Source organism: Leifsonia tongyongensis (assembly GCF_010686705.1).
Taxonomy (GTDB): domain Bacteria; phylum Actinomycetota; class Actinomycetes; order Actinomycetales; family Microbacteriaceae; genus Diaminobutyricibacter; species Diaminobutyricibacter tongyongensis.
Map to the genome: position 1 here is coordinate 888,519 of NZ_JAAGWY010000001.1, position 25,747 is coordinate 914,265.

The following is a 25,747-nucleotide window of genomic DNA, read 5'->3' on the forward strand; positions in this document are numbered from 1 at the left end:
GATTCCGAGATCACCCAATTGTGGAGGACTCGACGAAACCCCCGATCACCTCACGGAACGCGTGACGACAGGCAGCAGCTCAGCAACTCACCGACGTCGTTTGAACCGATCGACAACCAGCGCTCCGGCCATCACCGCACTGGTGACGATGACGATCAGCCAGGCTGCGATGTCGGCGCCGACCATCTCCTCGACCGGCGCTCAGATCAGGATCGAGAGCGGACTCTCGATGCACGCGACGAATGCGGTGAGCCAGCGTGCAGCCAATGCCCCATCCACGGCGCGATGGTCGACGGACAGGATGCACCGCATCACGGTCGCGACGGATAGTTCCCCATCGACGACGACCGCGGCCGGCTTCGCGGCGCCGACAGCGAGAATGCCGGACTGCGGCGGATTCAGGATCGCGGCGAACTCCGTCACCCCGTACATGCCGAGGTTCGTGACGGAGAAGCTCCCTCCTTCGAGTTCATCCTGTCGAAGGCGTCCGCCCCGCGCTCGTTCCACCAGCTCGGTGATCCGGCCGCTGAGCGCACCGACACCGAGGGACTGGACATCGCGAACGACGGGCGTGAGGAGACCTCCATCGGTCGCCACCGCGACGGCGATGTCCACCGATTCCCACTGTCGGAGGTGCGTGTCGGTCCAGGTGACGTTCGCTTCGGGTACCGCGGCGAAAGCCCGCGCGACAGCTTTGACGACGAGATCGTTCAACGAGACCTTGACGCGCGAGGTGGCATTGATCGCTGCACGCAAGTCGAGGAGTTCATCCACTCGGCAGTCGGCCGTCAGATAAAAGTGTGGAACGGTCGTCTTGCTTTCGGTCAACCGACGGGCTATTGCGCGTCGCATGCCGGTGTGCGGAATGGCCAGATAGCCGCCGTGGCTGTCCGATGCCGTCGAGGACGCGCTCGAGCCGACGGTCGGTGCTCCGGATGCACGGCTCGGCTCGGTCGCGCTCGGCCCAGACGCGCTCGGCCCAGGCGCGCTCGGCCCAGACGCGCTCGGCCCAGGCGCGCTCAGCTCGGTCGCGCTCGGCCCAGGCGCGCTCAGCTCGGTCGCGCTCGCCTCAGGCGCGCTCGGCTCCGGCGCGCTCTGCCCAGGCACGCTCGGCACCAGGGCGACCAGTGCCGCTTCGACATCCGCCCGGACGATCCGTCCGCCTGGTCCACTCGGCCGCACGGTCGTGAGATCGATCCCGCTCTCCCTGGCCCGCCGCCGCGCCAGTGGGCTGGCGAACAGCCGGGTCTTCGCGGCGCTCTCCGGGGCCGCATCCGCGTCACCCGCGGCACCCACCGCGTCCGCCGGCACCGCAGCATCCGCGCCGCGCACCACGTCCGCCGGCACCGCAGCATCCGCGCCGCGCACCACGTCCGCCGGCACCGCAGCATCCGCGCCGCGCACCGCATCCGCCGGCACCGCAGCAATCCCGCCGCCTGCGGCATCCACCAGCACCGCAGCCACAGCCCCGGCGCCCGCCGCACCGAGGGCCGCGTCGATCTCCGCCTCGGACTCTCCCCGCGTGATGAGGACCGCGATCGGCGCACCGACCTGCGTCGCGTCCCCCGGCTGCGCAAGGATCCGTCCCAGGATCCCGTCCTGCTCGGCCGGCAGGTCGACCAGCGCCTTCTCCGTCTCGATCTCGGCAATGGTCTGTCCGACGGCGAACGAGGCCCCGGGTTCGATGGTCCAGGCCGCGACGACGGCTTCGGTCGCGTTGGCGAGCACTTCGGGCATTCTCAGGATGGTCGCCATGGCTACAGCGCGCCTCCGCGTCCGGCGAGCGCGAGCTCGAGTCCTGCGACGACCTCTTCGGTCCGCGCGATCGCGGCACGCTCGAGCACTCGGGAGATGCTCGGACTCGCTTCCGCTCCGGTGACGCGCTGGACCGGCTGGTCGAGCCAGTCGAAGTACCGGCGCTGGATCTCGTCTGCGAGCCAGCCGCCGTACGACGTTCCCGCGGCGCCCTGCTCCACGATGAGCACGTTGTTGGTCTTCCGGATGCTCGCACCGATGGTGTCCCAGTCGAGCGATGCCCGATCCAGCCACCGCAGGTCGATCAGTTCAGCGTCGGCCCCGACCCGTTCGATGGCTTCGAGGCTGTGGCCGACCATCGACAGGTAGCTGATGACCGTGAGGGAGTCGCCGTGGCGTCGCACGGCCGCCGATCCGACCGGGATGACGTAGTCGAGGTCACCGGCCGGCACCTCGCCGACCTGCCCGTAGAGGTCGACATGTTCGATGACCAGCACGGGATCCTGAAGCGCGAGGGCGCTGTTCATCAGTCCGATGTAGTCCGCGGGACTCGACGGGGCGACAATGCGCCAGCCCGGGCTCGTCGCGAAGATCCCCGCAGGATCCATCAGATGCTGGGAGCCGTACCCTGAGCCCATCGCGACTTTGGTGCGCAGCACGAGCGGTACAGGGTTCTCGCCGCCGAACATGTGCCTGGCCTTGCCGATCTGGTTGAAGAGCTGGTCGGCTGCGACCCACATGAAGTCGGGATACATGAATTCGACGACGGGACGGAATCGACCGTCGAGCGCGATTCCCCCGCCGAGTCCGGCGAAGGCGTTCTCGCTGATCGGGGTTCCGAGCACGCGCCCGGTGAACTTGCCGGCGAGGCCTTTGGTCGCGCCGTTGGTTCCTCCGTTGAGGCGGTGCACGTCTTCGCCCAGGATGACGATGCGCTCATCCTCGCTCATGCGGCGATCCATCACGGCGGCGACGGCGTCGATGAACTTCTTCGTCTCCTTCGCCCCGCCGAACGTCGTGGGCTCCAGGGTCCTCGCGGCGGCCAGTTCGCTGCCGTCACCACGCACCCCGACGTTCACGAAGTCGACGTCGGGCCAGAGCCCGGGGCGGATGCGCCGCTTGCCGGGATGGTCCGGATCCGGTTCGACCAGCTGGTCGACAGCTCGCGCCATCGCCGCCTCCGCCTGCTCACGCACGGCCGCCACACCCGCCGTGTCGATGAGGCCGAGTTTCGTCATCTCCGCCGCAACACGCTCGAGCGGATCCCGGGCACGCCAGGCCGCCTCCTCTTCTTTGGTGCGGTAGCCGAAGGCGCTTCCGGGGAAGGATCCGTTCTGGTGGAAGAAGCGGTACACCTCGGCTTCGATGACCGCAGGCCCCGCACCGGCGCGCATGACTGCTTCCGCCTCTTTCATCGCGAGATGCACGGCGAGGGGATCCATCCCGTCGACACGCCAGGACGGGATGTTGAACCCGAGCGCGCGGGCGGAGAGCCTCGGTTCACCGGTCGCCTCCGCGACACTCGTCGAGACCGCGTACAGGTTGTTCTCGATGAAGAAGGCGACGGGCAGCTTCCAGGCCGAGGCCAGGTTCATCGTCTCGAGGACCGAGCCGATGTTGACGGCGCCGTCGCCGAAGTACGAGACGGTGACATCGGAGGTACCGCTGTTCTTCTGTGCCCAGGCGTTTCCGGCGGCAAGCGGCACCCCGCCACCGACGATGGCGTTCGTCCCGAGTGCGCCTGCTTCGAACCACTGCAGGTGCATCGACCCGCCACGTCCGTGGCAGTACCCCTGTGCGAGTCCGAGGATCTCGGCGAGCGTCCGCTGCAGCACCGTCTGCACGCCATCATCGACGAGCGAGGTGAGCGACAGCGTGCCACCGGTCACGTGGTTGATCGCCTTGGCGAGGAACTGGTGGTGACCGCGATGCGACCCGTTGACCGCATCCGATGACGTCAGGCCCACGATCGATCCGACCGCACCGCCTTCCTGGCCGATGCTGGAGTGGGCGGGACCGTGGACCAGACCCTCACCGGCGAGTTCGAGTACCGCCTCTTCGAAGGCCCTGATCAGGTGGAGCTGTCCGAGCATGGTGGCGAGCAGGGCCGGATCCGCGTTCTTCCAGTCCTGCGGGGTGGTGGTGAGTTCGATCCAGGGGGACCCGGGTTCCAAACGTCGTCGTTTCGGCATGCTCCGATCATAAGCAAGGATTGCATCCAATCTCAACCAATTCACGATGAGGATCGTAGAAAAGTGCGATATTGGGGCATTATTGTATCCAATAACCAACGACGCAGTTCTGAGGAGCAGCCCATGCCCGGCGGAATCCCCGGCCTTCGCGGCACCGACCACATCGGCTTCACCGTGCCCGACCTCGACCAGGCCACGGCCTTCTTCGTCGACGTCATCGGCTGCGAGTACGCCTTCGCGCTCGGCCCGTTCGACCACCCCGACGACGACTGGATGCGCGACCACCTGGGCGTGCATCCGCGAACCGTGATGCGGCAGAACCGATTCTTCCGCTGCGAGAACGGCCCGACGTTCGAGGTGTTTCAATACGAGCCGGCCGACCCGCCGGCGCCTCAGCCGCTCAACAGCGATCTCGGAGGCCACCACCTGGCGTTCTACGTCGACGACTTCGACCGAGCGCTCGACTACCTGCGCGAACAGGGAGTCGAGATCATGGGCGAGCCGACCTCCAGCGCGAGCCACAACGAGGGCCAGCGCTGGGTGTACTTCCGCAGTCCGTGGGGGATGCAGTTCGAGTTGGTGAGCTACCCGGACGGCAAGGCCTACGAGCGGTACTCGGCTGTTAAACTGTGGCATCCTGCGTTCCCTGCCGAGTGAGTCGCCGAAGGGGACCTGAACGGAATGGGGACGATGCCATCCACGACGAGTCGTGACGGTGGTGCGGGCAGTCGCATCGCGGATTCGCTGCGCGACGCCATCCTGAGAGGGGTCTACGCTCCCGGGGCCCGCATCCGCCAGGAAGACCTCGCCGCGGAGTTCGGAGCGAGCAGACTCCCGGTGCGCGATGCGCTCCGCATCCTCGAATCCGACGGTCTCGTCACGCTCGTCGCCAACACCGGCGCCTGGGTCTCGCATCTGAGTCTCGACGAGTGCCAGGAGGTCTACCAGATCCGCGAGCGGATCGAGCCGCTCCTTCTCCGCTACAGCGCAGAGCACCTCGACGCCGAGACCGTCGACCGCCTCGCCGCGCTGGCCGACCGGATGCAGGCGGGTACCGACGTCGAAACGTTCCTCCGGCTCGACCGCGAATTCCACCTGCTCTCGTACAGTGCGGCACAGACGTCGATCCTCGGCGAGACGGTCCAGCGGCTGTGGAACTCGACCCAGCACTACCGCCGCGCGTTCACGCTGCTGATCGGACCGGACGCCAGCAGGGCGGTCCACTACGAGCACCAGCTCCTCGTGGCCGCCCTGCGACGGGGTGACATCGACGATGCCGAACGCGTGCTGTTCGGACACATCCGGCGCACGCGACTCGAACTGCTGCAGCATCCGGAGTTGTTCCAGCAGCCCTAGGCCGGTCTGATCTGCGGCCGAATTCGCCGCGCCGAGGGAGACCCGCGGGAGTAGGTTTCCAGTATGGCTGTGGTGTTGATCGCACGCTTCGACGGCGACGTCCGCCGGCTCGTGCAAGCGTATGACCGTGGGCACGCCGTGATCATGAGCCGCGGCGGCGCGACATTCTTCGGCGAGTTGCGCCACCACTGCGCGATCAGTGACGACGCGCTCTTCATCATCGGACTGTAGCGGGGACTGCGTGTGAAACCGTCTGTCTGCTTTGGAGGATGACATGACTACTGAGACAGAAGCCTTCCTGGCTGAGATATTGCCCAGGCAACGTGCCGCGGAGCGGTCGATCCATGACGGAGACCCGGAGCCCCGCCTGGCGCTCTGGTCGCACACCGACCCTGTGACCCTGTATGGCGCAAACCTGACGGGATCCGGCTGGAACGAGCTGGAGCCGATGTTCCGTGAGGTCGCCTCGTGGTTCTCCGATTCGGCCGAGTACGAATTCGAGGTCATCGCTGCGGCGGCAAGCGGGGACGTCGCATACACGGTCGGGTATGAGCGCAACCGCGTGACCGTGAACGGGGAGGAGCGGACTTACACCCTGCGGGCCACCCACGCTTACCGCCGCGAGGCCGGAGAGTGGCGAATCGTTCACCGGCACGCCGACTACCCGCCTGAAGGCCAAGAGCCCCCGCTCTCTGCTGCGCCGACGGATCCCGGCCAGGGCTGACCGGGATCCGAGGAGAGGCGGCCCTCGGCAGCATATCTACCTCGGCGCTGGCGTCCCTCGGCGCTGGCGTCGCGGGATCGCAGTGCGATCCTTTCGGCCCCAGCGCGCCGTCAGATCGCCGCGGCCAGCGTCTCCGACTGCTGGACACCGCTTCGGGCGCTCGCGCCGAGGTAGAGCCGCGCGACCTCGGGGTCGTTGAGCAACCCCTCGCCCGTTCCGGTCAGCGCCACCACCCCCGCTTCGAGGACCGCGGCACGGTGCGCGACCGCCAGGCCCGACCGCGCGTTCTGCTCGACGAGGAGCACCGTGCGGCCGCTTTCGGCGAGCGCGGCGATGCTCGCGAAGACCGACGTCCTCGACTTGGGGTCGAGACCGATCGACGGTTCGTCGAGAAGGATGAGCGCCGGGTCGAGCATCAGGGACCGCGCCAGCTCGACCTGCTTCTGCTCCCCTCCGGAGAGCGAACCGGCGGATGCGGACCTCCGGCGCGCGACGATGGGGAACATCTCCGCGACCTCCTCGACGCGCTGCCTGACGAGGTTCTGGTCCGAGAGGATGAAGGCTCCCATGACCACGTTCTCCCAGACGGACATCGCCGGGAACAGACTGCGGTCCTGCGGCACATGGACGATGCCGCGGGTGAGCCGCTCTTTCGGGCTCAGCCGGCCGATGCTCTCCCCTTTGAAGGTCACCGATCCGCCCTTGGGGCGCAGCAACCCGCTCACGGTCTTGAGCACCGTCGACTTGCCGGCCCCGTTCGGACCGATGAGACAGACGATCTCGCCGCTTGCGACCGAGAGGTCCACCCCTTTGAGGATGAGGCCTGCGCCATAGCCGGCCGTCACTCCGTTCAGCTCCAGCAGTGGAGCAACTGTTGTCTCAGGCACCGAGGTACGCCTCCAGGACTCGTGGGTCGGATTGGATCTGTTCGGGCGACCCGAAGGCGATCCGGGAGCCCTGGTCGAGCACGATGACCGGATCGCAGAGCCGCATGACCAGCTGCATGTCGTGTTCGACGATGAGGAACGTCACGCCCGCCCTGTTGCGTTCGCGGATGTGCCGCTCCATCGCGTCGATCATCACCGGGTTGACACCGGCGGTCGGCTCGTCGAGGAGCACCAGCCGGGGGTTGCTCATGAGCACCGCGGCGAACTCGAGCAGCTTGCGCTGCCCGTAGGAGAGGTCGGCGGCGACGAGATCGGAGAGCTGGTCGAGCCGGAACTCCGCGAGCATGGCCTTCGACCGCTGGGCGTCCTCGGCGGACACCCGGCGCCCGAAGAGCTGCCGCCACGTGTAGCCGGCCGCCACGACCAGGTTCTCCTGCACCGTGAGCTCGGGGAAGATCCTCGCCTGCTGGAAGGTGCGCGAGAGGCCGCGACGGTAGAGCCCGGCGGGCCGTGGGCGCTCGACCGTCTCGCCGTGGAACCGGATCGTGCCGGAGTCCGCTTTGAGGTAGCCGGTGATCATGTTGAACGCGGTCGTCTTGCCTGATCCGTTCGGGCCGATCAGCGCGGTGATCGTCCCTTCGTCGACGGTGAACGAGCAGGCGTCGACTGCGGTCACTCCACCGAACGACTTCTTCAGGTGCTCGACCTCGAGGAGCGCTTTGTTCATAGTGTCACCGTCGCGTTCTCTTCAGCAGGGGAAGGCTCTTCAGCAGTGGAGGGCTCTTCAGCGGTGGATGGGATCTGCTCCGTCAGCAGGGCCGCGTCACGTGCCGCTCCCGCCGCGGCCGCCCGCTTGCGATTGATGCGCTCGCGGACCGAGGGGATGATCCCCCGGGGCAGGAACAGCATGATCACGAGGAAGACCGCTGCGTACGCGAGCAGATACAGCTCGCTCGCGCCGAAGGATTGTGCGAAGAGCTCCTGGGCCGGTACCAGGATGAAGGCACCGAGCACCGGACCCCAGAGGGTCCCGCGACCGCCGAGGAACGCCATGAGGACCATGCCGATCGTGATCAGCGGGTCGACCGCGAACTGCGGGTAGATGAAGCCGACGTAGTAGGCCCACACTCCGCCGACCATCGCGACGAGTCCGCAGCTCACCGCGAATGCGATCAGCTTCACGGCGGTGACCCGGACGCCGACACCGTGCGCTTTGTCCTCATCCGCACGAACCGTCGCGAGGGACAGTCCGATCTTCGAACGGGTGATGTAGAAGGAGATCCCCATCGCCACGGCCAGTAGTGCGACCATCCCGAAATAGAACGGCCAGTCGTAGGTGGCCACGTCGAACGGCGGCGGGGCGACGCTCTTCCCCTGTGCGCCGCCGGTCACGCTGGTGAGGTTGAAGGCCAGCGTCTGCGCGATGAACAGGATGGTGATGGTCACGATCGCGAACACGTCCGTCCTGGTCCGCATCGAGATCCACCCGATCGGCAGGCTGAACAGTGCGACGGCGACGCCGATCACCGGAAGGACCACGAAGGGCAGGTACCCATTGCCGACACTGTTCGAGAACATGATGCCGATCGTGTACGCGCCGATCCCGAAGAAGGCGACGTGTCCGAGCGAGGGGTACCCGGCGTAGCCGCCGAGGATGTTCCACGAACTCGCCAGCGCCGCGTACATCACCGTGAAGATGAGCAGGTTGAGGAGCCAGACCGGACCGCCGACGAGCGGGATCAGGATCAGGACGGCGAAGAAGACGCTGGCGCGGATGACGCCGGCCCGGGTGATCGCGCGCTTCACAGTGCACCTCGCGTCTTCGCGCCGAACAGCCCGCGTGGCCTGAGCAGCAGCACGAGAAGCAGCACGATGAAGAAGGTGAAGTCCGACCAGATCGGTGAGGCCAGCGCCGAGACGACCGACGAGGCCACGCCCATGATCAGCGCGGCGACGACCGCGCCGCCGATGCTGCCGAGGCCACCGAGGACGACGATGGTGAGCAGACGGCTGATCAGGTCGTAGTGGCTTCCGGGGTTGAACGAGTTCAGCATCCCGAACACCGCGCCTCCCGCCGCCGCGGTCGCCGAGCCGATCCCGAAGCCGATCGCGGACACCCGCTTCGAGCTCACGCCCAGCAGCTGCGCCGACATCGGATTCTGCACGGTGGCCCGTACGGACCGGCCGAACTTCGTCCGCTGCAGGAGCAGGTAGAGGAGGCCCAGCATGACGAGGGACAGGATGAAGGCGACGAACCGGACGGAACTGACCTGGTAGGTCAGCACCGTCCAGCTCGTGTTCGCGTAGGTCGGCTGCACGTTGGTGAGGGTGGCGCCGTAGGAGAACGACAGCACCCCTTCGACGGCGAGTGCGACGGCGAACGTCACCAGCAGGGACAGCTGGGCGACGTCGTCGCCGTGCAGCGGGCGAAGGAGCGCCCACTGGATCCCGATGCCGACCAGGAAGAGGATCGGCGTCGTGACCAGGATCGACACGAACGGGTCCATTCCCAGCGTGGTGAACAGCGTGTAGGTGAGGTAGGCGCCGAGGACGACCAGCGCCCCCTGCGCGAGGTTGACCACCTTCATGATCCCGAAGATCAGCGTCTGGCCGCTGGCCATCAGGGCGTAGACACCGCCCGTCAGGATCCCGAGGATGATCGCCTGTATCAGTGCGTGCATGACGTGTCGAACTCCTAGCCGGCCCAGTTGGGCTTCGGTGCGACCGGCGAGTGCTGCGCACCCTTGGCCGGGTAGACGGTGGTGAGGGTTCCGTTGATCCACTGGATCAGCTGGTAGGCGCCTTGCGGGGCTCCGCTCGCGTCCCATTTCAGGTCGCCGACGAGAGTCGACCAAGTGCCGGAGTGGAGCGTCTTGATGATCGTCGCGTTGTCGACCTTGCCCGTCTTGGCGGCGACCGCCTGGACGAGCATCCCCGCGGAGTACGCCTCAGCCGAGGTCGGGTCGATCTTCTGGGCGGTTCCGCCGTACGTGGCGAGATAGTCCGAGATGAACTTCTTGCTCGACGGGTTGGGCGAGTCCGCGTACCAGTCCGCGCTCGAGAACACGCCTTCGGTGTTCGCGGCGCCCACGGCGGCCGGGAAGTCGCCCGGCGAGTTGGCGCCGTTGGCCTCGAACAGCCACTTCGGGCTGAACTTCAGCTGGATCATCGCCTTCATCTGTGCGAAGGCATCGGCCTCCTGCGTGCCGCCGACGACGACGTCGGGGTTCGCCGCGGCGATACCCGAGACGATCGGTGTCATGTCGGCGGTCTCAGCGGGGTAGGTCTGGTTGTAGACCGTCTTGATACCCGCAGCCTCGAACCGCTTCTTGATGTTGTCGGCGATGGGGGCGGAGAACGGGTCGTCCAGCTTCGCATAGGCCGCGGTCTTGGGGCGCTCGGCGGACGGCAGCGACAGGATGTAGTCGGCGAACACGTCGCCGCCCTGGGTCGTCGGCGCCGGCTGCACGAAGAAGAGGTTGTTCAGCTTCTGGGCGAAGACCGAGGGGCCGCCACCCGCCGACTCGATGAAAGCGTAGTGATACCGGCTGGCCACACGGGAGGCCGGCACGGTCAGCAGGCTGGAGTACGGCCCGAAGACGAGGTCGACGCGGTCCTGGGTGATCAGGTTGGTGTAGTTGCTGACGACCTGGTCCGGGCTGGATGCGTCGTCGTGGATGGTGAGCTGGACCTTGCGCCCCAGGATCCCACCGGCCTTGTTCGCCTGGGCCGCCCAGAGCTCGTAGCCGCGCTCGGCCGCTTTGCCGGAGTCGGAGAAGTCGCCGGTGAGTGACAGGGAGATGCCGATCTTCAGCGGCGCGGTCGACGACGACGCACCGGTGGCGCCGCTGCACCCGGCCAGGACGATCGTTGCGGCGGTCACACCCGCAATGGCGAGGAGGCGTTTCGGGCGACTCCCCTTCAAGCGATTTCGTAGTTGCATCGTTGCTCCTAACAGGAAATGGCAATTGCTCGAACAGTGCTGGCATCTCGCCAGCACAACTGGCGCCAGAGCCCGCAAACCGCAATCGTTTGCAATACATTTGCATGAGATCGAAAGGCTGTCAAGCGAATCCGCGAAACTGCGAAACGCTTCAGCGGACGGGCCCGGTCGATGCCCGGATGACGAGCTCGACGGGAAGAACCACCTTGATCGCGGTGATGACGGACGTCTCGATCTCTTCGCACAGGAGGCGCGCCGCCTCGACGCCCAGATCGAAGTGCGGGACCCGTACGGTCGTCATCGCCGGCTCGAAATCGCCGGCGAACGGCATGTCGTTGAACCCGACGACCGATACGTCCTCCGGGCAGCGGAGAGCGTTGCCGCGCAACGCGTGATACACCCCGAGCGCGAGGAGGTCGTTGCCCGCGACGACTGCGGTCGGCAGCTCTCCGCCCGAGATGACCCGCTCCATCGACCGCTGGCCCGCGTCGACCGTGTACGCGGCCGTCTCGACGACGGTTCCGTCGAGACCGAGAGCAGCGCATCCGGCGACGAACGCCTCCCGGCGCACCTGGCTCGTCGAGAACCCGGTCGGTCCGGCGAGGTGCACGATCCTCTGGTGACCGAGCTGGGCCAGGTGGGCGAGGGAGGCCCTGATGCCCTGCGCATCGTCCCCGACCGCCGCCGGGTAGGGGACGCTGCCGGACTCCCGGTTGACCATGACGGCCTTCACGTCGAGCTCGAACGCCTCGGTGGCTGTGGAGTGGCCCTGGTGTCCTGTCGCGAAGATCAGGCCGTCGACCTGGCGCTGGATCAGTGACTGGAAGACGAGGCGCTCCGTCTCGTCGCTTCCGTCGGTGTTGACGACGAGGGCCGAGTATCCGCGCGGGGTCAGGTAGCTCTCGATGCCCCGGACGATCGGCGGGAAGATCGGGTTGGTGAGGTCGGGGACGATGACACCGATGGTCATCGACGAACTGGTGCGGAGGCCGCGCGCGATCGAGTTCGGCGTGTAGCCGAGCTGGCGGGCGGCTGCGCGCACGCGCCGGATCGTCTCCGGGTTGACCTGGCCTTCGGTGCGCGAATTCAGCGCGCGGGACACCGTTCCGGGGTGGACGCCGGCGAGGCGGGCCACATCCGCGATCGTCGCACGCCTGGACATGGCTCAAACATAGCGCCACATCCGAGCGATCCGGCGGCGATTTCCGCAGGGTTGACACCCGGCGTCGCCGTGGCAATAATTGCGCAGAGACTGCAATCGATTGCAGCACCAATGCGAACTTATCTCACTGAGGAGACACGATGGACTCATCCACAAGACCGACGATCGGCTGGATCGGAACCGGGCGCATGGGACTCGAGATGGCGAGTCGGCTCATCGGTGCCGGCTACGACGTCACGGTCTACAACCGCACGCAGTCCAAGATCGTGCCGCTGCTCGAGAAGGGCGCGACCGCCGTCGCTCGCCCGGTCGACCTCGCCGACCGCGACATCGTCTTCACCATGGTCTCCGCACCGAAGGACCTCGAGGCCGTCACCGTCGGGGAAGGCGGACTCCTGACCTCCGAGACGGTCTCTCCGCGCATCCTGATCGACTCGTCGACCGTGTCGATGGCCGTGTCGGCGAAGATCCGTGCCCACGCGGCCGAGCGCCGCACGGAGTTCCTCGCATCGCCGGTGAGTGGGAACCCCGCCGTCATCGCAGCCGGAAAACTGACGATCGCCGCATCCGGGCCGCGCGAGACGTTCGACCGGGTCTACCCCGTGCTCACCGCGATCGGCCGGAGTGCGACCTACGTGGGAGACGGCGAAGTCGCCCGTCTCGTCAAGATCGCTCACAACGTGTTCCTCGGAGTGGTCACCCAGTCCCTGGTCGAGATCACCGCCCTCGCCGAACGCGGTGGTGTCTCCCGCCACGCGTTCCTCGAATTCCTCAACGACTCCGTCATGGGTTCGACGTTCACCCGCTACAAGACGCCCGCCATCGTGAACCTCGACTTCACCCCCACCTTCACCATGCCGCTGCTCGCGAAGGACTTCGACCTGGGCCTGTCGGCGGCGCACGACCTCCAGGTCCCGATGCCGATCGCAGCCGCGACCGCGCAGCTCGTCGCCTCCGCCATCGGCGCCGGCCACACCGAAGAGGACTTCGCCGTGCTGCTCCTCGAAGAAGCCCGCAGCGCCGGCATGAAACTGATCCCGGAGAATGTTCCCGTCAAGAGCGGACTGGAAGTGGGCCGCCATGAGTGAGCTCCGCCCGCTCCAGGCGCCTGGGCACACCAACGTCGACTACGAGCAGCGCGTCGACATGGATCGCCTCCGCACCTACCGGCTCGACCGGGCGAAGCGATCACTCGAGTCCAGCGAGTGCGGCGCGTTCCTGCTGTTCGACTTCTACAACATCCGGTACACCACGCAGACCTGGATCGGCGGTGCGCTGGGCGACAAGATGACCCGGTACGCTCTCCTGACCCGCGACGGCGACCCGATGCTCTGGGACTTCGGCTCCGCCGTGCGCCATCACCAGCTCTACTCGCCGTGGCTCAAGCCCGAGAACAACCACCCGGGGATGCTCGGGATGCGGGGCGCAGTCGCACCGTCGGCCGGGCTCATGGAGTCCGCGGTGCGCGAGATCAAGGCCCTGCTCGTCGAGGCCGGCGTCGCCGACCTGCCGGTGGGAGTCGACATCGTCGAGCCTCCGTTCCTGTTCGAGATGCAGCGGCAGGGGCTCACCGTCGTCGATGCGCAGCAACTCATGCTCGACGCACGCGAGATCAAGTCGATCGACGAGATCATGCTGCTCAACCAGGCCGCCGCGATGGTCGACGGGGTCTACCAGGACATCGTCGACGTGCTCAAGCCGGGCATCCGCGAGAACGAGATCGTGGCCCTCGCCAACAAGCGGCTGTACGAGCTCGGATCCGACCAGGTGGAGGCCGTCAACGCGATCTCCGGCGACCGGTGCAATCCGCATCCGCACAACTTCACCGACCGCATCATCAGGCCCGGCGACCAGGCGTTCTTCGACATCATCCATTCGTTCAACGGGTATCGGACCTGCTACTACCGCACGTTCGCGGTCGGCAGCGCGACGAACAGCCAGCGCGACGCCTATAAGAAGGCCCGCGAATGGATGGATGCTGCGATCAGCGTCGTCAAGGCCGGTGTCGGCACCGACGAGATCGCCCGGGTCTGGCCGAAGGCCACCGATTTCGGCTTCGCCAACGAGCTCGCGGCGTTCGGCCTCCAGTTCGGGCACGGGCTCGGTCTCGGGCTCCACGAACGGCCGATCATCTCCCGCCTCAACAGCCTCGACAATCCGATCGAGATCAAGGCGGGCATGGTCTTCGCCCTCGAGACCTACTGCCCGGCATCCGACGGATTCTCGGCCGCCCGCATCGAAGAGGAGATCGTGGTCGCCGAGGGCGGCGTGCACGTCCTCACCCGGTTCCCGGCGCAAGACCTCTTCATCGCCAACCAGTACTGACCCCAGGAAGTTGCATCCATGCTGATCCGACACGCTCACCGCAGCGAACGCACCGCCGAACTCACCACTTGGTTCCCCCACGACCTCGTCATCGGCGGTGAAGCACGGGCGGGCGCAGACGGTCACCGGTTCGACGTCGTCAATCCGGCGACCGGCCAGCGCATCGCGAGCGTCGCGAGCGCGAGCGTCAGTGACGGACTCGCCGCCGTCCGAGCGGCTGAATGCGCACTGCCCGGCTGGAGCGCGGTCGCGCCGCGCGCGAAGGCCGAGATCCTGCGCAAGGCGTTCGAGCTCATGTGCGAGCGGGCGGAGGATCTCGCCCAGCTGATCGTCCTCGAGAATGGGAAGTCGCTCATCGACGCGCGCGGCGAGGTCGCCTACGCGGCCGAGTTCTTCCGTTGGTACTCCGAAGAGGCGGTCCGCCTGATCGGGTCGGTCCAGACGTCGCCGAGCGGCCAGAACCGGATCGTCGTCAGCCATCACCCGATCGGCGTCAGCGTCCTCGTCACGCCGTGGAACTTCCCCGCAGCGATGGCGACGCGGAAGATCGGCCCCGCCCTGGCGGCCGGCTGCACCGTGATCCTGAAGCCGGCGAGCGATACCCCGCTCACGGCGCTGGCCATCGCCGAGATCCTCCGTCAGGCCGGTGTGCCCGCCGGTGTGGTCAACGTCATCCCCTCCCGGTCGTCGGGCGCGGTCGTCTCCGCCATGCTGGACGACCCGGCCGTGCGCAAGCTGTCTTTCACCGGCTCGACAGAGGTGGGCAGGACGCTGCTGGAGAACGCCTCACGCACGGTCGTCAACTGCAGCATGGAACTCGGGGGCAACGCCCCGTTCCTCGTCTTCGGCGACGCGGACCTCGACAGCGCCGTCGACGGCGCGATGATCGCGAAGATGCGCAACGGGGGCGAGGCCTGCACGGCCGCGAACCGCTTCTATGTGCATGCTTCGGTCGCCGAGGAGTTCGGACGCAGGCTCGCCGAGCGGATGCGGGCGCTGCGTGTCGGCGACGGACTCGGCGAGCGCGTGGAGCTCGGGCCGCTGATCAACGAGGGCGCCCGGCTCAAGGTCGACAGCCTGGTCGCGGCGGCTCGTGACGCCGGTGCGTCCGTGCTGACCGGCGGAGAGTCCCACTCCGGTGTCGGGTTCTTCTACCCTCCGACTGTGCTTGTCGACGTGGCCCCGTCGTCGCCCATCCTCGACGAGGAGATCTTCGGCCCGGTCGCACCGATCGTCACCTTCGACACCGACGACGAGGCCGTCGAGCTGGCGAACCGGACGGAGTACGGACTCGTCTCCTACGTCTACACCTCCGACCTCTCGCGCGGACTGAGCGTGAGCGAGCGGCTCGAGACCGGAATGGTCGGTCTCAACCGCGGCGTGGTCTCGGATCCGGCGGCGCCCTTCGGCGGTTTCAAGCAGAGCGGGCTCGGTCGCGAAGGAGGTCACGAAGGGATGCTCGAGTTCACGGAGTCGCAGTACATCGCGGTGAACTGGTGAGCCGTCTCGTCTGACCTGCAGGGGTGCGGCGTGACCTGCAGGGGCGCGACCGCCTCGACTTGTGATCCGCGAGGTTTTGGCGGATAGTCCGAGGGTGGATGAATCTCCGGCCTTGCGCGAGTATGCCGCGATCGGCGACGGACGGACCATCGCCCTCGTCGCCCGCAACGGAAGCATCGACTGGCTGCCCATCCCCGACCTCAACTCCGTTCCCGCCTTCGCCGCGATCCTCGACCGCGCGTCGGGCGGACGCATCGAGCTGGCGCCGGTCGGCGACTACACCGTCACGCGGCGCTACCTGCGGGGCACGAACGTCCTGAGCACCCTGTTCCGTACGGCGACGGGAACAGTCCGGGTGACGGATGCGCTCATCACCGGCAACGAGGGACGCCTGCCGTGGGCAGAGCTCGGCCGCCGCATCGAGGGGCTCGACGGCGAGGTGCGGATGCGTTGGACGGTGCGCCCCGGAACCATGCTGGGCACCGCATCCCCCTGGATCCAGCACATCGGCGCCCACTCGATCGTCCACGCCGGACCCGTCACCATCGGCGTGACCGGCAGCGAACATCACCCCCGCCGCAACCGGCAGCGGGCGAGTTCGGAGGATGCGCTCCGCGGGGCCTTCACCACGACCGCCGGTTCGCGCCACCTCCTCGCGATCGTCGCAACTGAGAACGAGCCGTTGCACCTGCCTGACGCCGCGACGGTGGATGCAGGAATCGACCGGACCATCTCCACCTGGCGGACCTGGTCGCGGACGTTCGGGTTCGACGGCCGCTGGGCCGGGGACGTCCAGCGCAGCGCGCTCCTGCTCAAACTCCTCATCTACGCACCCACCGGCGCCGTCGCGGCCGCAGCCACGACGTCGCTTCCGGAGAGCTCGCGCGGCGGGAAGAACTGGGACTACCGCTTCGCGTGGGTGCGGGATGCCGCCTACTCGGTGCGCGCCCTCGTGCGCTTCGGGCTGCGAGAAGAGACACACGCGGCCTTCTCGTGGCTGCTCGACACGATCGAGGCGAACGGCCCGGACCTGCACGTCTTCTACGGACTCGACGGTGGCGTTCCCCGCGGTGTCACGGCGTACGACGTACCCGGCTGGAACGGCATCGGCCCGGTCGTCGGCGGCAACCGGGCGCAAGGACAGCTGCAGCTCGGGGTCTTCGGCGACCTGCTCGGACTCGCGGGCGAATACGTCTCGGCAGGCAACATCTTCGACCCGGACACGGCGCGGATGCTCACCCGGGTCGCCGACCGCGTCTGCGACCTGTGGCGCAGGCCCGACTCCGGAATGTGGGAGCTCGAGGAAACGCAGCATTTCACCTCATCGAAGATGGGATGCTGGCAGGCGCTCGACGCCGCCATCCACCTCGCCGAGAAGGGGCAGGTCAGCGGCAACGCGGACCGCTGGCGCGCCGAGCGCGAACGCATCCGCGAATGGATCGACGCACACTGCTGGTCGGCTGAGCTCGGCGCCTACACGATGGTCGCGGGCCGCGCCGCACTCGACACGTCGGTTCTGCTGCACGCGGCGAGCGGCTTCGAGCGGGGGCCGCGGATGGCCTCCACTATCGACGCACTCGTCCGCGAACTCGGTCGCGGGCCGCTGCTGTACCGCTATTCGGGAATGGCCGAGGTCGAGCATCCGTTCGTCGCCTGCTCGTTCTGGCTGGCCGCCGCGCTCGCCTGCGTCGGCCGCGACGCGGAAGCCGCCGCGTTGATGGACAAGCTCGTGAAGCTGTCGAACGACGTGGGCGTCTTCGCCGAGATGATCGACGAAGACGAGGTGACGTTCTGGGGCAACCTGCCGCAGGGGCTCAGTCACCTCGGCCTGATCAACGCGGCGATCACCATCGAGGAGCAGGCCGCCGGCTGACGCCGCGTCGAGAGCGCCGGGCTGCTACGCGTCGACGAAGTCGTATTCCTGGAAGGCGCTCACTTCGGGATTCCAACGGTCCTCCACGAAGCCGACGTGCGCGGGGTGGGAGTTGTACGCGTCATAGGCGGCCTGGTCATCGAAGACCATGGAGAACTGGAACCGGAGCGGGCTGAACGCGCTGACCTGACGTCGGATCGTGAACTCGTGAACGCCCGGGATCGCAGAGAGGGTCTCGCCTGCAGCCTGCAGAAACGCTGCCTCCTCACGGGAGTCCGGCTGGTGCACGAGTGAGAAGACGACGGAGTGGATGATCGGCATGAACACCAAGCCTATGCGGATGCCCTCCTGAGCAACGCCAGCCCGCCGACGACCGCGGAGGCGGCGAGCGCCCCCACCGCGACCCCGGCACTCCGATGGTGTTTCGAGAACCACCACTGCCGGCTGCGCTCCACCGCACGGTCGTCGAACTTTCCGTGCGTGCCGAAGTCGCTCGACGCATCCGCGGGCTCCCACAGGTTCGCCGGCTGGTCGGGCCGCCGGGGCTCGTCCGTCTGCTGCGACGAGTACCCCGTCTTGCCGAGGTACCGGTCGAGCATCCCCGGCGCCACGGCGTTCACGAGCAGTGTGGCGACGGTGCTCGCGCCCACCCAGTACTCGCGGCGTTCCGGATGTGCGGCGGCCCACACGATCGCCCGCGCCGCGACCTCCGGCTGGTAGATCGGAGGTACGGGCTGCGCCTGGCGGGGCAGCCTCGAGAGCACCCAGCTGAACTGCGGCGTGTTGAGCGCCGGCAGCTGCACCATCGTCGTGTGGATCGGGCTCTTCTCGTGCAGCAGCTCGCACCGCAGCGACTCGTTGAATCCCTGGATGGCGTGCTTGGCGCCGCAGTACGCCGACTGCAGCGGGATGCCCCGGTAGGCGAGGGCGGAACCCACCTGCACGATGGTCCCGGATCCGCGCGGGCGCATCCGCTTCAATGCCGCCATGGTGCCGTAGACGTAGCCGAGGTACGTCACCTCGGTGGCCCGCTTGAACTCTGCCGCATCGATCTCATGGAACGGCGCGAACAGCGAGGAGAACGCCACGTTGACCCACACGTCGATCGGGCCGAGCTCGGCTTCCACCTGCTCGGCCGCGGCTTCGACCGCGTCGGGGTCGGCGACGTCGACACTGATCGCGACGACCTTTCCGCCCGCCTTCCCGACGTCGGCCACGGCGCCTTCCAGCCCCGCAGCGCCCCGCGCGAGGAGGGCTACGCGTACGCCGCACCGCGCGAACTCGATCGCCGTCGCACGTCCGACACCGCCGCTGGCACCGGTGATCACAACCGTCTTGTCCGCCAATTCGTGCATCGGTACTCCCATTCGATCCGGATCAGTACGGCGGTGTGTCGAAGTCGTCGACCGGCACCACCGATTCGCTTTCGGTCAGCGCAGATCCCGTGGCGGGCGCCAGCTGCCGCGTGGCGACCGCGAACCGCTCCACCAGTTCGGCGTCGACGATGTCGTCCGGGATGTCCGGCTCGTGGGTGGAGACGAGCTGGCTCGCCGGCCCGATGAGCACCTGGGCGATACCGCGCTCACCATCCGCTTCGCGAACAGGGATCTCCACCGTCGCCGAGGTCGCGTTGCGAGCGAGCGCGGCCGCGTATTCGAGAAGGGCTGTTGCGATCGCGTCCCCGGTCAGTACGGAGCCGCCGGCGTATTGCACTCGGTGCATTGGGTGTCCCACCTTCGTTGTTTTCCCCGAACGGTAGTCCCCGAACGGGTCGGGTCAATCCCTTGCGGAAGCGTTATTTTTCGCCAACGAGGGCGGGCGCGGCCGACCCGGGTGTCAGCCGGGTCATCAGCATCGCATCCGCCTCCCTCTCGTCGATCACCTGCATACCGCCCGTCCGCAGCGAGGTCAGCGCCAGGGCTTCGACCCAGCGCGAGTTGATCGTCGGCGGCCTGCCACCCACGAAACGGAAGCTCAGCAGGGTCTCCCTGCTGATCCAGAGGCTCATCCGACCCGATCCCTGCTCGACGGGGATCGTCCAGTTCAGCAGGAAACTCTCGTGGCGCAGGAGTTTGGCGATGATGGCGAGTTTCATGTGCGCAAGAAGGCGGTCTTCGAACTCGAACCGCTGCCCTTCGCCGTAAGTGAGTGTTCCCATGTGCTCAGTGTGGGGCCTCCGCCTGGCAAAAGCGTGCTGGGTGCTGTTATGTGAATCGTCAACTGCTCCGCCATTCTGCGGTGAGGTACGGATGCGCATCCGCACTTTTCAGCGTCAGCCCGTGCCCGGGCGCACCCCTGTCGGGAACCAGCTCACCGTTCACGAGCTCGGGGAGCCCGTCGAAGAACAGCTCTTCGATGACGACGTGGTCGTGGAAGTATTCGGCGTTCACGACGTTCGGAAGCGCAGCGCCGAGGGATGCGTGGAGGGCCGGCGCCGTGTGCGAGCTGGCGGGCACCTGGGCACCTGTCGCCTGGGCGGCCGCGAGCAGGAACCCTGTCGGACCTCCGCACCGCGTCGCGTCGGCCTGGATGACGTCGACCGCCCCGGCCGCCAGCATCTGGTGGAAGTAGGACGGGGTGTAGCCGTACTCACCCGCAGCGACGCGCAGGCCGGCGGGTGCCCGATCCCGGATCAGGCGCAGCCCGGCGAGGTCGTCGCTCGAGACCGGCTCCTCGAACCAGGTGACGCCGAGTTCCGCGAACTGTTCGGCGAACCGCATGGCCTGTTTGCGCTCGTAGGCGCCGTTCGCGTCGACGAAGAGCCCGACGTCGTCCCCGATCGCCGATCGGGCGGCCGTCACCCGCGCAAGGTCGGCGTCCGGGTCGGTGCCGATCTTCATCTTGACGGCGGACAACCCCGCGGCGGCCCATCCGGAGAGCTGTTCCTCCAGCTCCCCGATGGTGTAGTCGGTGAATCCGCCGCTCCCGTACGCGGTCACCGAGGTGCGAGCGCCACCGAGAAGCCGGGTGAGCGAGACACCGAGGAGCCGCGCCTTGAGGTCGTGCACAGCGCTGTCGAGGGCCGAGATGGCACCCGCGCACACGCCCGGCCAGCCGAGATTACGCACCGCGCCGGCCATCCGCCAGAACGTCCGCGTTGTGTCGAACGGATCGGAGCCGAGCACGCTGGGGAGGAGCACGTCGCGGATGACATCGAGCGCTGCCGGCGACCCGTACGCATAACCGAGGCCGGTCTGCGATCCGGCGGTCAGCTGCACGACGACAAGAGACGTCTTGTCCCAGCGGACCGTGCCGTCGGATTCGGGGCGCTCGACCCGGAATGAACGTGTCGGCACCGTGTACGCGCCGACCTCGCCGCCGGAGATCGGTACTTCCTCGGGCATCACGCGTCCTTGTCGTCGCGCGCGTCCTTGTCGTCGCGCTTGTCCTTGTCGTCGCGGCCGAGGTGCAGGGTGTCCTTGACCCGCTCGATCCCTTCGGTGAGCAGCGCCTGCGCCGAGTCGCGGATCGCTCCCCGCGCGTTCGGGTCGCCCTTGAAGAGCGCCTTGGCCGTGTTGCGCGCGAACTCGGCCGTGATGTGCGGCGGCAGGGGCGGGACGTTCTTGCTCGTGTGGGCGTCGATCAGGGTGACACCGCGATTGGCGAACGCGCGGTCCCATGCGTCGGCCACCTGGCCGTCCTCCGTGACCCGGATTCCCGTGAAGCCCAGCAATTCGGCCCACCCCGCGTAATCCACCGACTCCACGTCCTGCGAGGTCGACCACACCGGGTTGGCATCCTCCGTGCGCATCTCCCACGACACCTGGCTGAGGTCGTCGTTGTGCAGCACCAGGATGATCAGCTGCGGGTTCTCCCAGCGGCTCAGGTACTTCTTGACCGTGATGAGTTCGTTCATGCCGAGCATCTGGAAGGCGCCGTCGCCGATCGTGCAGATCACCGTGCGCTCCGGGTAGGCGAACTTCGCGGCGACGGCGTACGGCATGGCGGCCAGCATCGTGGCGAGCCGCCCGGAGAGGTCTCCCATCATGCCGCGGCGGAGCCGGATGTGGTGGCCGTACCAGTCGGCGGTGGTGCCCGCATCCGCCGTGACGATCGCCTGCGGCGGGAGCCGCTTGTTCAGCTCGTGGTAGACGCGGCGCGGATTCACACCATCGTCGTACTCGACATCTGCCTGGGCATCCATCTCCGACTCCCAGTCGACCATCTCCTCCGCGATGTGGTTCTGCCACGCGAGGTCGGTCTTCTGCTCGAGCAGCGGAACGAGCGCGGCGAGCGTCGCAGCGACGTCGCCCCACAGGTTCAGCTCGGTGGGGTAGCGCAGGCCCATCTGCTCGGGTTTCAGGTCCACCTGGATCGCCCGCGCCTGGCCCGTGGCGGGAAGGAACTGCCCGTACGGATAGTTGGTGCCGAGCAGCACGAGGGTGTCGCACTGCTTCATCTGGTGCAGGCTCGGCAGCGAGCCGAGCAGCCCCAGCTGCTGCGTGTGGTGCGGCACATCGGACGGCACGACCTGCTTGCCGCGCAGCGCGGTGATGATTCCCGCACCCGCCTTGCGCGCCGCCTCCAGCACGAGGTCGGTCGCCCCGTTCGCGCCGTGGCCGACGAGGAAGGTGACCTTCTCACCCGCATTGATGATCGCGGCCGCGCGGGCCAGTTCGTCGGCGGGCGGCACGACAGCAGTGGAGGGAGCGACGGCGCTCGAACGCGAAACCCAGTTCTCGGCTCCGACCTCCGGCATCGGCATCCCCTGCACATCGTGCGGAAGGATGATGACCGCCGGCTGGAGCCGCACCCGCGCCATCCGGAAGGCGGTGTCCACGACCGCCTGGGCCTGCGCGGGCGACACGATGGTCTGGACGTAGACCGCGACATCGGCGAACGTGCGCTCGAGGTTGCTCTGCTGCTGGCTGAACGTGCCGAGCGCGTCGAGACCCTGCTGACCGACGATGGCGACGACCGGCTGGTTGTCCATCGCCGCATCGTACAGTCCGTTCAGGAGGTGGAAGGCTCCGGGGCTCGAGGTGGCGATGCAGACCCCGATCTCGCCGGTGAACTTCGCGTGTGCGGTCGCCATGAGCGAGCAGATCTCCTCATGGGTGGGGCGGATGTACTCGACGCCCACGCCGTCCTTCTCGGCCTTGCCGAGGGCGCCGTCGAACTCGCCGATCCCGTCACCGGGAAAGCCGAATACCCGGCTGACGCCCCATTCCTTGATGCGCGCGATCACGAAATCGCTGACGGTTGTCGTCATGGTCATCCTCACTCTTCTTGGTCGGGTCGGGCCGGGTCGCGTCGTTCAGGCGGGTCGCGTCGGTCGGGTTGCTGCACGAGGCGGTCTGCCGCACGAGCCGCGATCGCCATGACGGTCAGCGCGGGATTCGCGCTGCCCTGGGTCGGCAGCACACTTCCATCGACGATGAGCAGGTTGGGTACGGCGAAGCTGCGGCAGTCCGCATCCACCACACCGTTGTGCTCGTCGGCCGCCATCCGGGCTCCCCCGACCAGGTGCGCGTAGCGCTGGATGGTGATGACCTCGTCGGCGCCCGCAGCTTTCAGGATGCGCTCCATGACCGCCTGGGCGGCCTTCGCGAGCATCCGGTCGTTGTCGCACTGCGTGTAGGAGAAGTGCGCGACCGGGAGTCCGTATCGGTCCTTCTCGTCGGCGAGCGTCACCCTGTTGCCGGGCTGGGGGAGGAACTCGCAGAGCGCGCCGAGGCACGCCCAATGCACGTAGTCCGTCATGTACCGGCGGAACTCGGCGCCCCAGCGCCCCTCCGCCATCACGTGTTCGGCCCACGTGATCGGCAGAGGGGACACTGTCTGGATGGAGAACCCACGCTTGTACGGTTTCGTCGCGTCGGTCTCGTAGAACTCTTCGCTGCTGACCTCGGGGGGCGGACCTTTCCACATGCGCACTTCGGCGTCGAACCGCCCGGCTGTCTGCGGTGCGCCCTGCACCATGAGATAGCGGCCGACCTGATCGAAGTCGTTGCAGAGTCCGTCGGGGAAGCGCTCAGAAGCGGAGTTCAGCAGGAGGCGCGGAGTCTCGATCGAGTACCCCGCGACCGCGACCATCCGTGCGCGCTGAAAATGGGGGCGCCCCTCGCGAAGGTAGTGGACCCCTGTCGCGGCCCCGGTCCGCTGGTCGATCTCGATCGAGGTGACCATGCATTCCGCGCGCACCTCGGCGCCGTGGGCGAGCGCATCCGGCAGGTGGGTGATCAGCGGAGACGCCTTCGCGTTGACTTTGCAGCCCTGGAGGCAGAACCCGCGATAGATGCAGTGGGGGCGGTGGCCGAACCGCCCGTTCGAGATCGCGACCGGACCGACCTTCGCGGTGATCCCGGCGGCGAGCGCACCCCGCTGGAAGAGCTCACCGTTTCCGGATACCGGATGCGGGCGCTGCGGGTAACCGTGCAGGTCACCCCACGGCCAGTCCTCACCCGCCACCGGAAGCTCGCCCTCGAGATCGGAGTAGTACGGCGCCAGGTCGCCGTACTCGAGTGGCCAGTCGGCGCCGACCCCGTCGAGGGTGCGGGTGGCGAAGTCGCTCGGATGGAAGCGCGGCGTGTAGCCGGCGTAATGCACCATCGACCCGCCCACGCCACGGCCCGAGTTGTTCGAGCCGAGCGGCACGGGGTCGCCGCCGCCGATCTGGCGCGGTTCGGTCCAGTAGAGGCCGTGCGAGCCGGCCTCGTCGCTCACCCAGTCCGACTCCGGATCCCAGAACGGCCCGGCCTCCAGGGCGACCGCCTTCCAGCCGGCGCGGGCGACACGCTGGAGCAGCGTCGAGCCGCCGGCGCCGCATCCCACGATCACGAGGTCGACCGTCTCCCTGTCGTCGAAACGACGCCCCCCGAGATCGCGGGGAAGCGCGCCGCTCGGGGTCAGGAGCCAGGCGGACTCATTGCGCTCGCGAACCCTATCGGCCACGCGACGCGCCCTTCAGCGTCCCATCCCGCAGCGGATCCTCGCCGGGCATCGCATCCGCTACCTCGAACGGTTCGCGCTTGTCGACGCCGATGTTCTTGTACCCGCGCGGGTAGGCGGGGCCGGCGAAGCCGATCTCGTTCCACGCCCAGGGATGCGAATAGAAGGCCGTGCAGGCATACCGGGTCCACAGGCTCCACACCTGGGCGGGTGGGAGTCCGTGCCACTCTGTTGCCTTCGAATCGTGGATGGCGGTGAGCAGCTCCGTCTGCGCCTCCCAGCGGCACTCGGAGAACGGCCGGCCGAACCGGTCGCGCGCGTCGTCGTCCAGCGCGGCGAGGGTCGTCCGCCAGGCGGCCGCGTCGGGCGGCATCGTGTCGTAATGCCAGCCGTCGGTCTCCTGCTCGGCGAGGCGCGAATCCACCATGCGCGTCACCGGAACCTTCGGCTCGGCGCGCTGGTAGAGGAGCTGGTCGAAGAGTGCGGTCGCGGCCGCCTCTTCAGCCGCATCGAAGAAGCGGATGGCCGGGAGCAGCGAGACGCGTGCCTCGACGACAGCGCGCGTGGCCGCATCCCAGTGCCCATCCTGTTCGAGCACGTCGAACCCGGGGAAGCGGCCTCCCCCGTCGTCGGGGGGGAGGTTCAGTCCGCTCACTTCTCCCGCCTCAGGATCGCGGCCAGCACGCCCATGCCGCCGACCATCGTCACCAGGAGTGGCGCGAGCAGCGGCGGACCCATCTCCAGGTTGTAGCGGAGGTTGCGCCAGCCGCCCGGCTTCTGGCCGATCCCGCGCGCGTGAAGGTAGGTGCCCTGCACGCCGTTGGCGATGATCGTGAGCGAGGCGATGGGCAGCAGCGTCTTGGCCGCCCGCTGGCTGAAGAATCCCGCGATTCCGGCGGCGGCGCCGACCGGGCCGAGCACGACGGGCACCCACATCCACTTGTTGCCGAAACTCGCCTTGTCGTGCTCGAAATAGATCTCGCCCGCGGTCACGACAGCGCCGACCGCGGTCAGTGCAGACAGCGAACGTTCGAAACGCCCCGTCTCGACGTTGCGCACCATCCGGTCGATGCCGCGTCGTGCGGGAACGGCGACGGGCCTGCGTCGATGCACCACCGGCTACCTCCCTGGCTGCGGCG

General features: G+C 67.7%; 25 protein-coding genes. 8 read left to right on the forward strand and 17 right to left on the reverse strand.

What is annotated here, in order from left to right; translation table 11 throughout:
• Positions 1–201: 201 nt before the first annotated feature.
• Both G3T36_RS04165 and G3T36_RS04170 read right to left on the reverse strand, forming a co-directional pair.
• Positions 202–1,755: a dihydrolipoamide acetyltransferase family protein gene (locus G3T36_RS04165; RefSeq protein ID WP_163288135.1), complete on the reverse strand. Its 1,554-nt coding sequence runs from the start codon at positions 1,753–1,755 to the stop codon at positions 202–204.
• Between the two features lie 2 nt (positions 1,756–1,757).
• Positions 1,758–3,947, reverse strand: coding sequence for an alpha-ketoacid dehydrogenase subunit alpha/beta (locus tag G3T36_RS04170; RefSeq protein ID WP_163288137.1), 2,190 nt, complete (start codon positions 3,945–3,947; stop codon positions 1,758–1,760).
• A 123-nt stretch (positions 3,948–4,070) separates the two neighbouring features.
• On the opposite strand from G3T36_RS04170, the gene G3T36_RS04175 reads away from it, so the two are divergent.
• The 4 genes from G3T36_RS04175 to G3T36_RS04190 all read left to right on the forward strand — a co-directional run bounded on the left by G3T36_RS04175 (position 4,071) and on the right by G3T36_RS04190 (position 6,027).
• Positions 4,071–4,604 carry a VOC family protein gene (locus tag G3T36_RS04175; protein WP_163288139.1) on the forward strand — a complete coding sequence of 178 codons (534 nt, stop codon included), beginning with the start codon at positions 4,071–4,073 and terminating at the stop codon, positions 4,602–4,604.
• A gap of 33 nt (positions 4,605–4,637) precedes the next feature.
• Positions 4,638–5,303: a GntR family transcriptional regulator gene (locus tag G3T36_RS04180; protein WP_163288141.1), complete on the forward strand. Its 666-nt coding sequence runs from the start codon at positions 4,638–4,640 to the stop codon at positions 5,301–5,303.
• 63 nt (positions 5,304–5,366) lie between these two features.
• The gene (locus tag G3T36_RS04185; RefSeq protein WP_163288143.1) at positions 5,367–5,534 is read left to right on the forward strand and encodes a hypothetical protein; all 168 of its coding nucleotides are present in this window, start codon (positions 5,367–5,369) and stop codon (positions 5,532–5,534) included.
• Positions 5,535–5,577: 43 nt separating this feature from the next.
• Positions 5,578–6,027, forward strand: coding sequence for a YybH family protein (locus tag G3T36_RS04190; protein ID WP_163288145.1), 450 nt, complete (start codon positions 5,578–5,580; stop codon positions 6,025–6,027).
• 110 nt (positions 6,028–6,137) lie between these two features.
• On the opposite strand, the gene G3T36_RS04195 is transcribed toward G3T36_RS04190, so the two are convergent.
• The 6 genes from G3T36_RS04195 to G3T36_RS04220 form a co-directional block, all read right to left on the reverse strand.
• Entirely contained in the window at positions 6,138–6,914 is a 777-nt protein-coding gene (locus tag G3T36_RS04195) for an ABC transporter ATP-binding protein (RefSeq protein WP_338031459.1), read from the reverse strand.
• On the reverse strand, positions 6,907–7,641 hold the full coding sequence (locus G3T36_RS04200; protein ID WP_163288147.1) for an ABC transporter ATP-binding protein: 735 nt from the start codon (positions 7,639–7,641) through the stop codon (positions 6,907–6,909). Before G3T36_RS04200 ends, G3T36_RS04195 begins: the two co-directional genes overlap by 8 nt.
• A complete protein-coding gene (locus G3T36_RS04205; protein ID WP_163288149.1) occupies positions 7,638–8,720 on the reverse strand; it encodes an ABC transporter permease subunit in 1,083 nt (360 codons plus the stop codon). Before G3T36_RS04205 ends, G3T36_RS04200 begins: the two co-directional genes overlap by 4 nt.
• Entirely contained in the window at positions 8,717–9,595 is an 879-nt protein-coding gene (locus G3T36_RS04210; RefSeq protein WP_163288151.1) for a branched-chain amino acid ABC transporter permease, read from the reverse strand. Before G3T36_RS04210 ends, G3T36_RS04205 begins: the two co-directional genes overlap by 4 nt.
• A 14-nt stretch (positions 9,596–9,609) precedes the next feature.
• Positions 9,610–10,857 carry an amino acid ABC transporter substrate-binding protein gene (locus G3T36_RS04215; protein WP_163288153.1) on the reverse strand — a complete coding sequence of 416 codons (1,248 nt, stop codon included), beginning with the start codon at positions 10,855–10,857 and terminating at the stop codon, positions 9,610–9,612.
• Positions 10,858–11,008: 151 nt separating this feature from the next.
• Positions 11,009–12,019 carry a LacI family DNA-binding transcriptional regulator gene (locus tag G3T36_RS04220; RefSeq protein ID WP_163288155.1) on the reverse strand — a complete coding sequence of 337 codons (1,011 nt, stop codon included), beginning with the start codon at positions 12,017–12,019 and terminating at the stop codon, positions 11,009–11,011.
• 140 nt (positions 12,020–12,159) lie between these two features.
• On the opposite strand from G3T36_RS04220, the gene G3T36_RS04225 reads away from it, so the two are divergent.
• The 4 genes from G3T36_RS04225 to G3T36_RS04240 all read left to right on the forward strand — a co-directional run bounded on the left by G3T36_RS04225 (position 12,160) and on the right by G3T36_RS04240 (position 17,717).
• A complete protein-coding gene (locus G3T36_RS04225) occupies positions 12,160–13,107 on the forward strand; it encodes an NAD(P)-dependent oxidoreductase (protein WP_163288156.1) in 948 nt (315 codons plus the stop codon).
• Positions 13,100–14,344 carry a M24 family metallopeptidase gene (locus G3T36_RS04230; RefSeq protein WP_163288158.1) on the forward strand — a complete coding sequence of 415 codons (1,245 nt, stop codon included), beginning with the start codon at positions 13,100–13,102 and terminating at the stop codon, positions 14,342–14,344. Before G3T36_RS04225 ends, G3T36_RS04230 begins: the two co-directional genes overlap by 8 nt.
• An 18-nt stretch (positions 14,345–14,362) precedes the next feature.
• Positions 14,363–15,844: an NAD-dependent succinate-semialdehyde dehydrogenase gene (locus G3T36_RS04235; RefSeq protein WP_163288160.1), complete on the forward strand. Its 1,482-nt coding sequence runs from the start codon at positions 14,363–14,365 to the stop codon at positions 15,842–15,844.
• 94 nt (positions 15,845–15,938) lie between these two features.
• Entirely contained in the window at positions 15,939–17,717 is a 1,779-nt protein-coding gene (locus tag G3T36_RS04240; RefSeq protein WP_338031460.1) for a glycoside hydrolase family 15 protein, read from the forward strand.
• 24 nt (positions 17,718–17,741) lie between these two features.
• Here G3T36_RS04240 and G3T36_RS04245 read toward each other — a convergent pair whose 3' ends face one another.
• From G3T36_RS04245 to G3T36_RS04285, 9 genes are all read right to left on the reverse strand, one after another.
• The gene (locus tag G3T36_RS04245; protein WP_163288163.1) at positions 17,742–18,038 is read right to left on the reverse strand and encodes a Dabb family protein; all 297 of its coding nucleotides are present in this window, start codon (positions 18,036–18,038) and stop codon (positions 17,742–17,744) included.
• An 11-nt stretch (positions 18,039–18,049) separates the two neighbouring features.
• Positions 18,050–19,072 (reverse strand): SDR family oxidoreductase, encoded by a 1,023-nt coding sequence (locus tag G3T36_RS04250; RefSeq protein ID WP_163288165.1) that lies wholly within the window; start codon positions 19,070–19,072, stop codon positions 18,050–18,052.
• A 22-nt stretch (positions 19,073–19,094) separates the two neighbouring features.
• A complete protein-coding gene (locus G3T36_RS04255) occupies positions 19,095–19,439 on the reverse strand; it encodes a hypothetical protein (RefSeq protein ID WP_163288167.1) in 345 nt (114 codons plus the stop codon).
• Between the two features lie 73 nt (positions 19,440–19,512).
• Positions 19,513–19,875, reverse strand: coding sequence for a DUF7882 family protein (locus G3T36_RS04260; protein WP_163288169.1), 363 nt, complete (start codon positions 19,873–19,875; stop codon positions 19,513–19,515).
• 58 nt (positions 19,876–19,933) lie between these two features.
• Entirely contained in the window at positions 19,934–21,061 is a 1,128-nt protein-coding gene (locus G3T36_RS04265) for an enolase C-terminal domain-like protein (RefSeq protein ID WP_163288171.1), read from the reverse strand.
• Entirely contained in the window at positions 21,061–22,935 is a 1,875-nt protein-coding gene (locus G3T36_RS04270; RefSeq protein ID WP_240148245.1) for a thiamine pyrophosphate-requiring protein, read from the reverse strand. Before G3T36_RS04270 ends, G3T36_RS04265 begins: the two co-directional genes overlap by 1 nt.
• A gap of 2 nt (positions 22,936–22,937) precedes the next feature.
• Positions 22,938–24,611, reverse strand: a complete 1,674-nt coding sequence (locus G3T36_RS04275; RefSeq protein WP_163288173.1) for a GMC oxidoreductase — start codon at positions 24,609–24,611, stop codon at positions 22,938–22,940.
• Positions 24,601–25,263 carry a gluconate 2-dehydrogenase subunit 3 family protein gene (locus tag G3T36_RS04280; protein WP_163288175.1) on the reverse strand — a complete coding sequence of 221 codons (663 nt, stop codon included), beginning with the start codon at positions 25,261–25,263 and terminating at the stop codon, positions 24,601–24,603. Before G3T36_RS04280 ends, G3T36_RS04275 begins: the two co-directional genes overlap by 11 nt.
• On the reverse strand, positions 25,260–25,721 hold the full coding sequence (locus tag G3T36_RS04285; RefSeq protein ID WP_338031462.1) for a hypothetical protein: 462 nt from the start codon (positions 25,719–25,721) through the stop codon (positions 25,260–25,262). Before G3T36_RS04285 ends, G3T36_RS04280 begins: the two co-directional genes overlap by 4 nt.
• Positions 25,722–25,747 lie beyond the last annotated feature (26 nt).

Bases quoted from the DNA above. Each gene is read 5' to 3' on its own strand.
- G3T36_RS04165 (WP_163288135.1), bottom strand. From the start codon at position 1,755: ATGGCGACCATCCTGAGAATGCCCGAAGTGCTCGCCAACGCGACCGAA.
- G3T36_RS04170 (WP_163288137.1), bottom strand. From the start codon at position 3,947: ATGCCGAAACGACGACGTTTGGAACCCGGGTCCCCCTGGATCGAACTC.
- G3T36_RS04175 (WP_163288139.1), top strand. From the start codon at position 4,071: ATGCCCGGCGGAATCCCCGGCCTTCGCGGCACCGACCACATCGGCTTC.
- G3T36_RS04180 (WP_163288141.1), top strand. From the start codon at position 4,638: ATGCCATCCACGACGAGTCGTGACGGTGGTGCGGGCAGTCGCATCGCG.
- G3T36_RS04185 (WP_163288143.1), top strand. From the start codon at position 5,367: ATGGCTGTGGTGTTGATCGCACGCTTCGACGGCGACGTCCGCCGGCTC.
- G3T36_RS04190 (WP_163288145.1), top strand. From the start codon at position 5,578: ATGACTACTGAGACAGAAGCCTTCCTGGCTGAGATATTGCCCAGGCAA.
- G3T36_RS04200 (WP_163288147.1), bottom strand. From the start codon at position 7,641: ATGAACAAAGCGCTCCTCGAGGTCGAGCACCTGAAGAAGTCGTTCGGT.
- G3T36_RS04210 (WP_163288151.1), bottom strand. From the start codon at position 9,595: ATGCACGCACTGATACAGGCGATCATCCTCGGGATCCTGACGGGCGGT.
- G3T36_RS04215 (WP_163288153.1), bottom strand. From the start codon at position 10,857: ATGCAACTACGAAATCGCTTGAAGGGGAGTCGCCCGAAACGCCTCCTC.
- G3T36_RS04220 (WP_163288155.1), bottom strand. From the start codon at position 12,019: ATGTCCAGGCGTGCGACGATCGCGGATGTGGCCCGCCTCGCCGGCGTC.
- G3T36_RS04225 (WP_163288156.1), top strand. From the start codon at position 12,160: ATGGACTCATCCACAAGACCGACGATCGGCTGGATCGGAACCGGGCGC.
- G3T36_RS04230 (WP_163288158.1), top strand. From the start codon at position 13,100: ATGAGTGAGCTCCGCCCGCTCCAGGCGCCTGGGCACACCAACGTCGAC.
- G3T36_RS04235 (WP_163288160.1), top strand. From the start codon at position 14,363: ATGCTGATCCGACACGCTCACCGCAGCGAACGCACCGCCGAACTCACC.
- G3T36_RS04245 (WP_163288163.1), bottom strand. From the start codon at position 18,038: ATGCCGATCATCCACTCCGTCGTCTTCTCACTCGTGCACCAGCCGGAC.
- G3T36_RS04250 (WP_163288165.1), bottom strand. From the start codon at position 19,072: ATGCACGAATTGGCGGACAAGACGGTTGTGATCACCGGTGCCAGCGGC.
- G3T36_RS04255 (WP_163288167.1), bottom strand. From the start codon at position 19,439: ATGCACCGAGTGCAATACGCCGGCGGCTCCGTACTGACCGGGGACGCG.
- G3T36_RS04260 (WP_163288169.1), bottom strand. From the start codon at position 19,875: ATGGGAACACTCACTTACGGCGAAGGGCAGCGGTTCGAGTTCGAAGAC.
- G3T36_RS04265 (WP_163288171.1), bottom strand. From the start codon at position 21,061: ATGCCCGAGGAAGTACCGATCTCCGGCGGCGAGGTCGGCGCGTACACG.
- G3T36_RS04270 (WP_240148245.1), bottom strand. From the start codon at position 22,935: ATGACCATGACGACAACCGTCAGCGATTTCGTGATCGCGCGCATCAAG.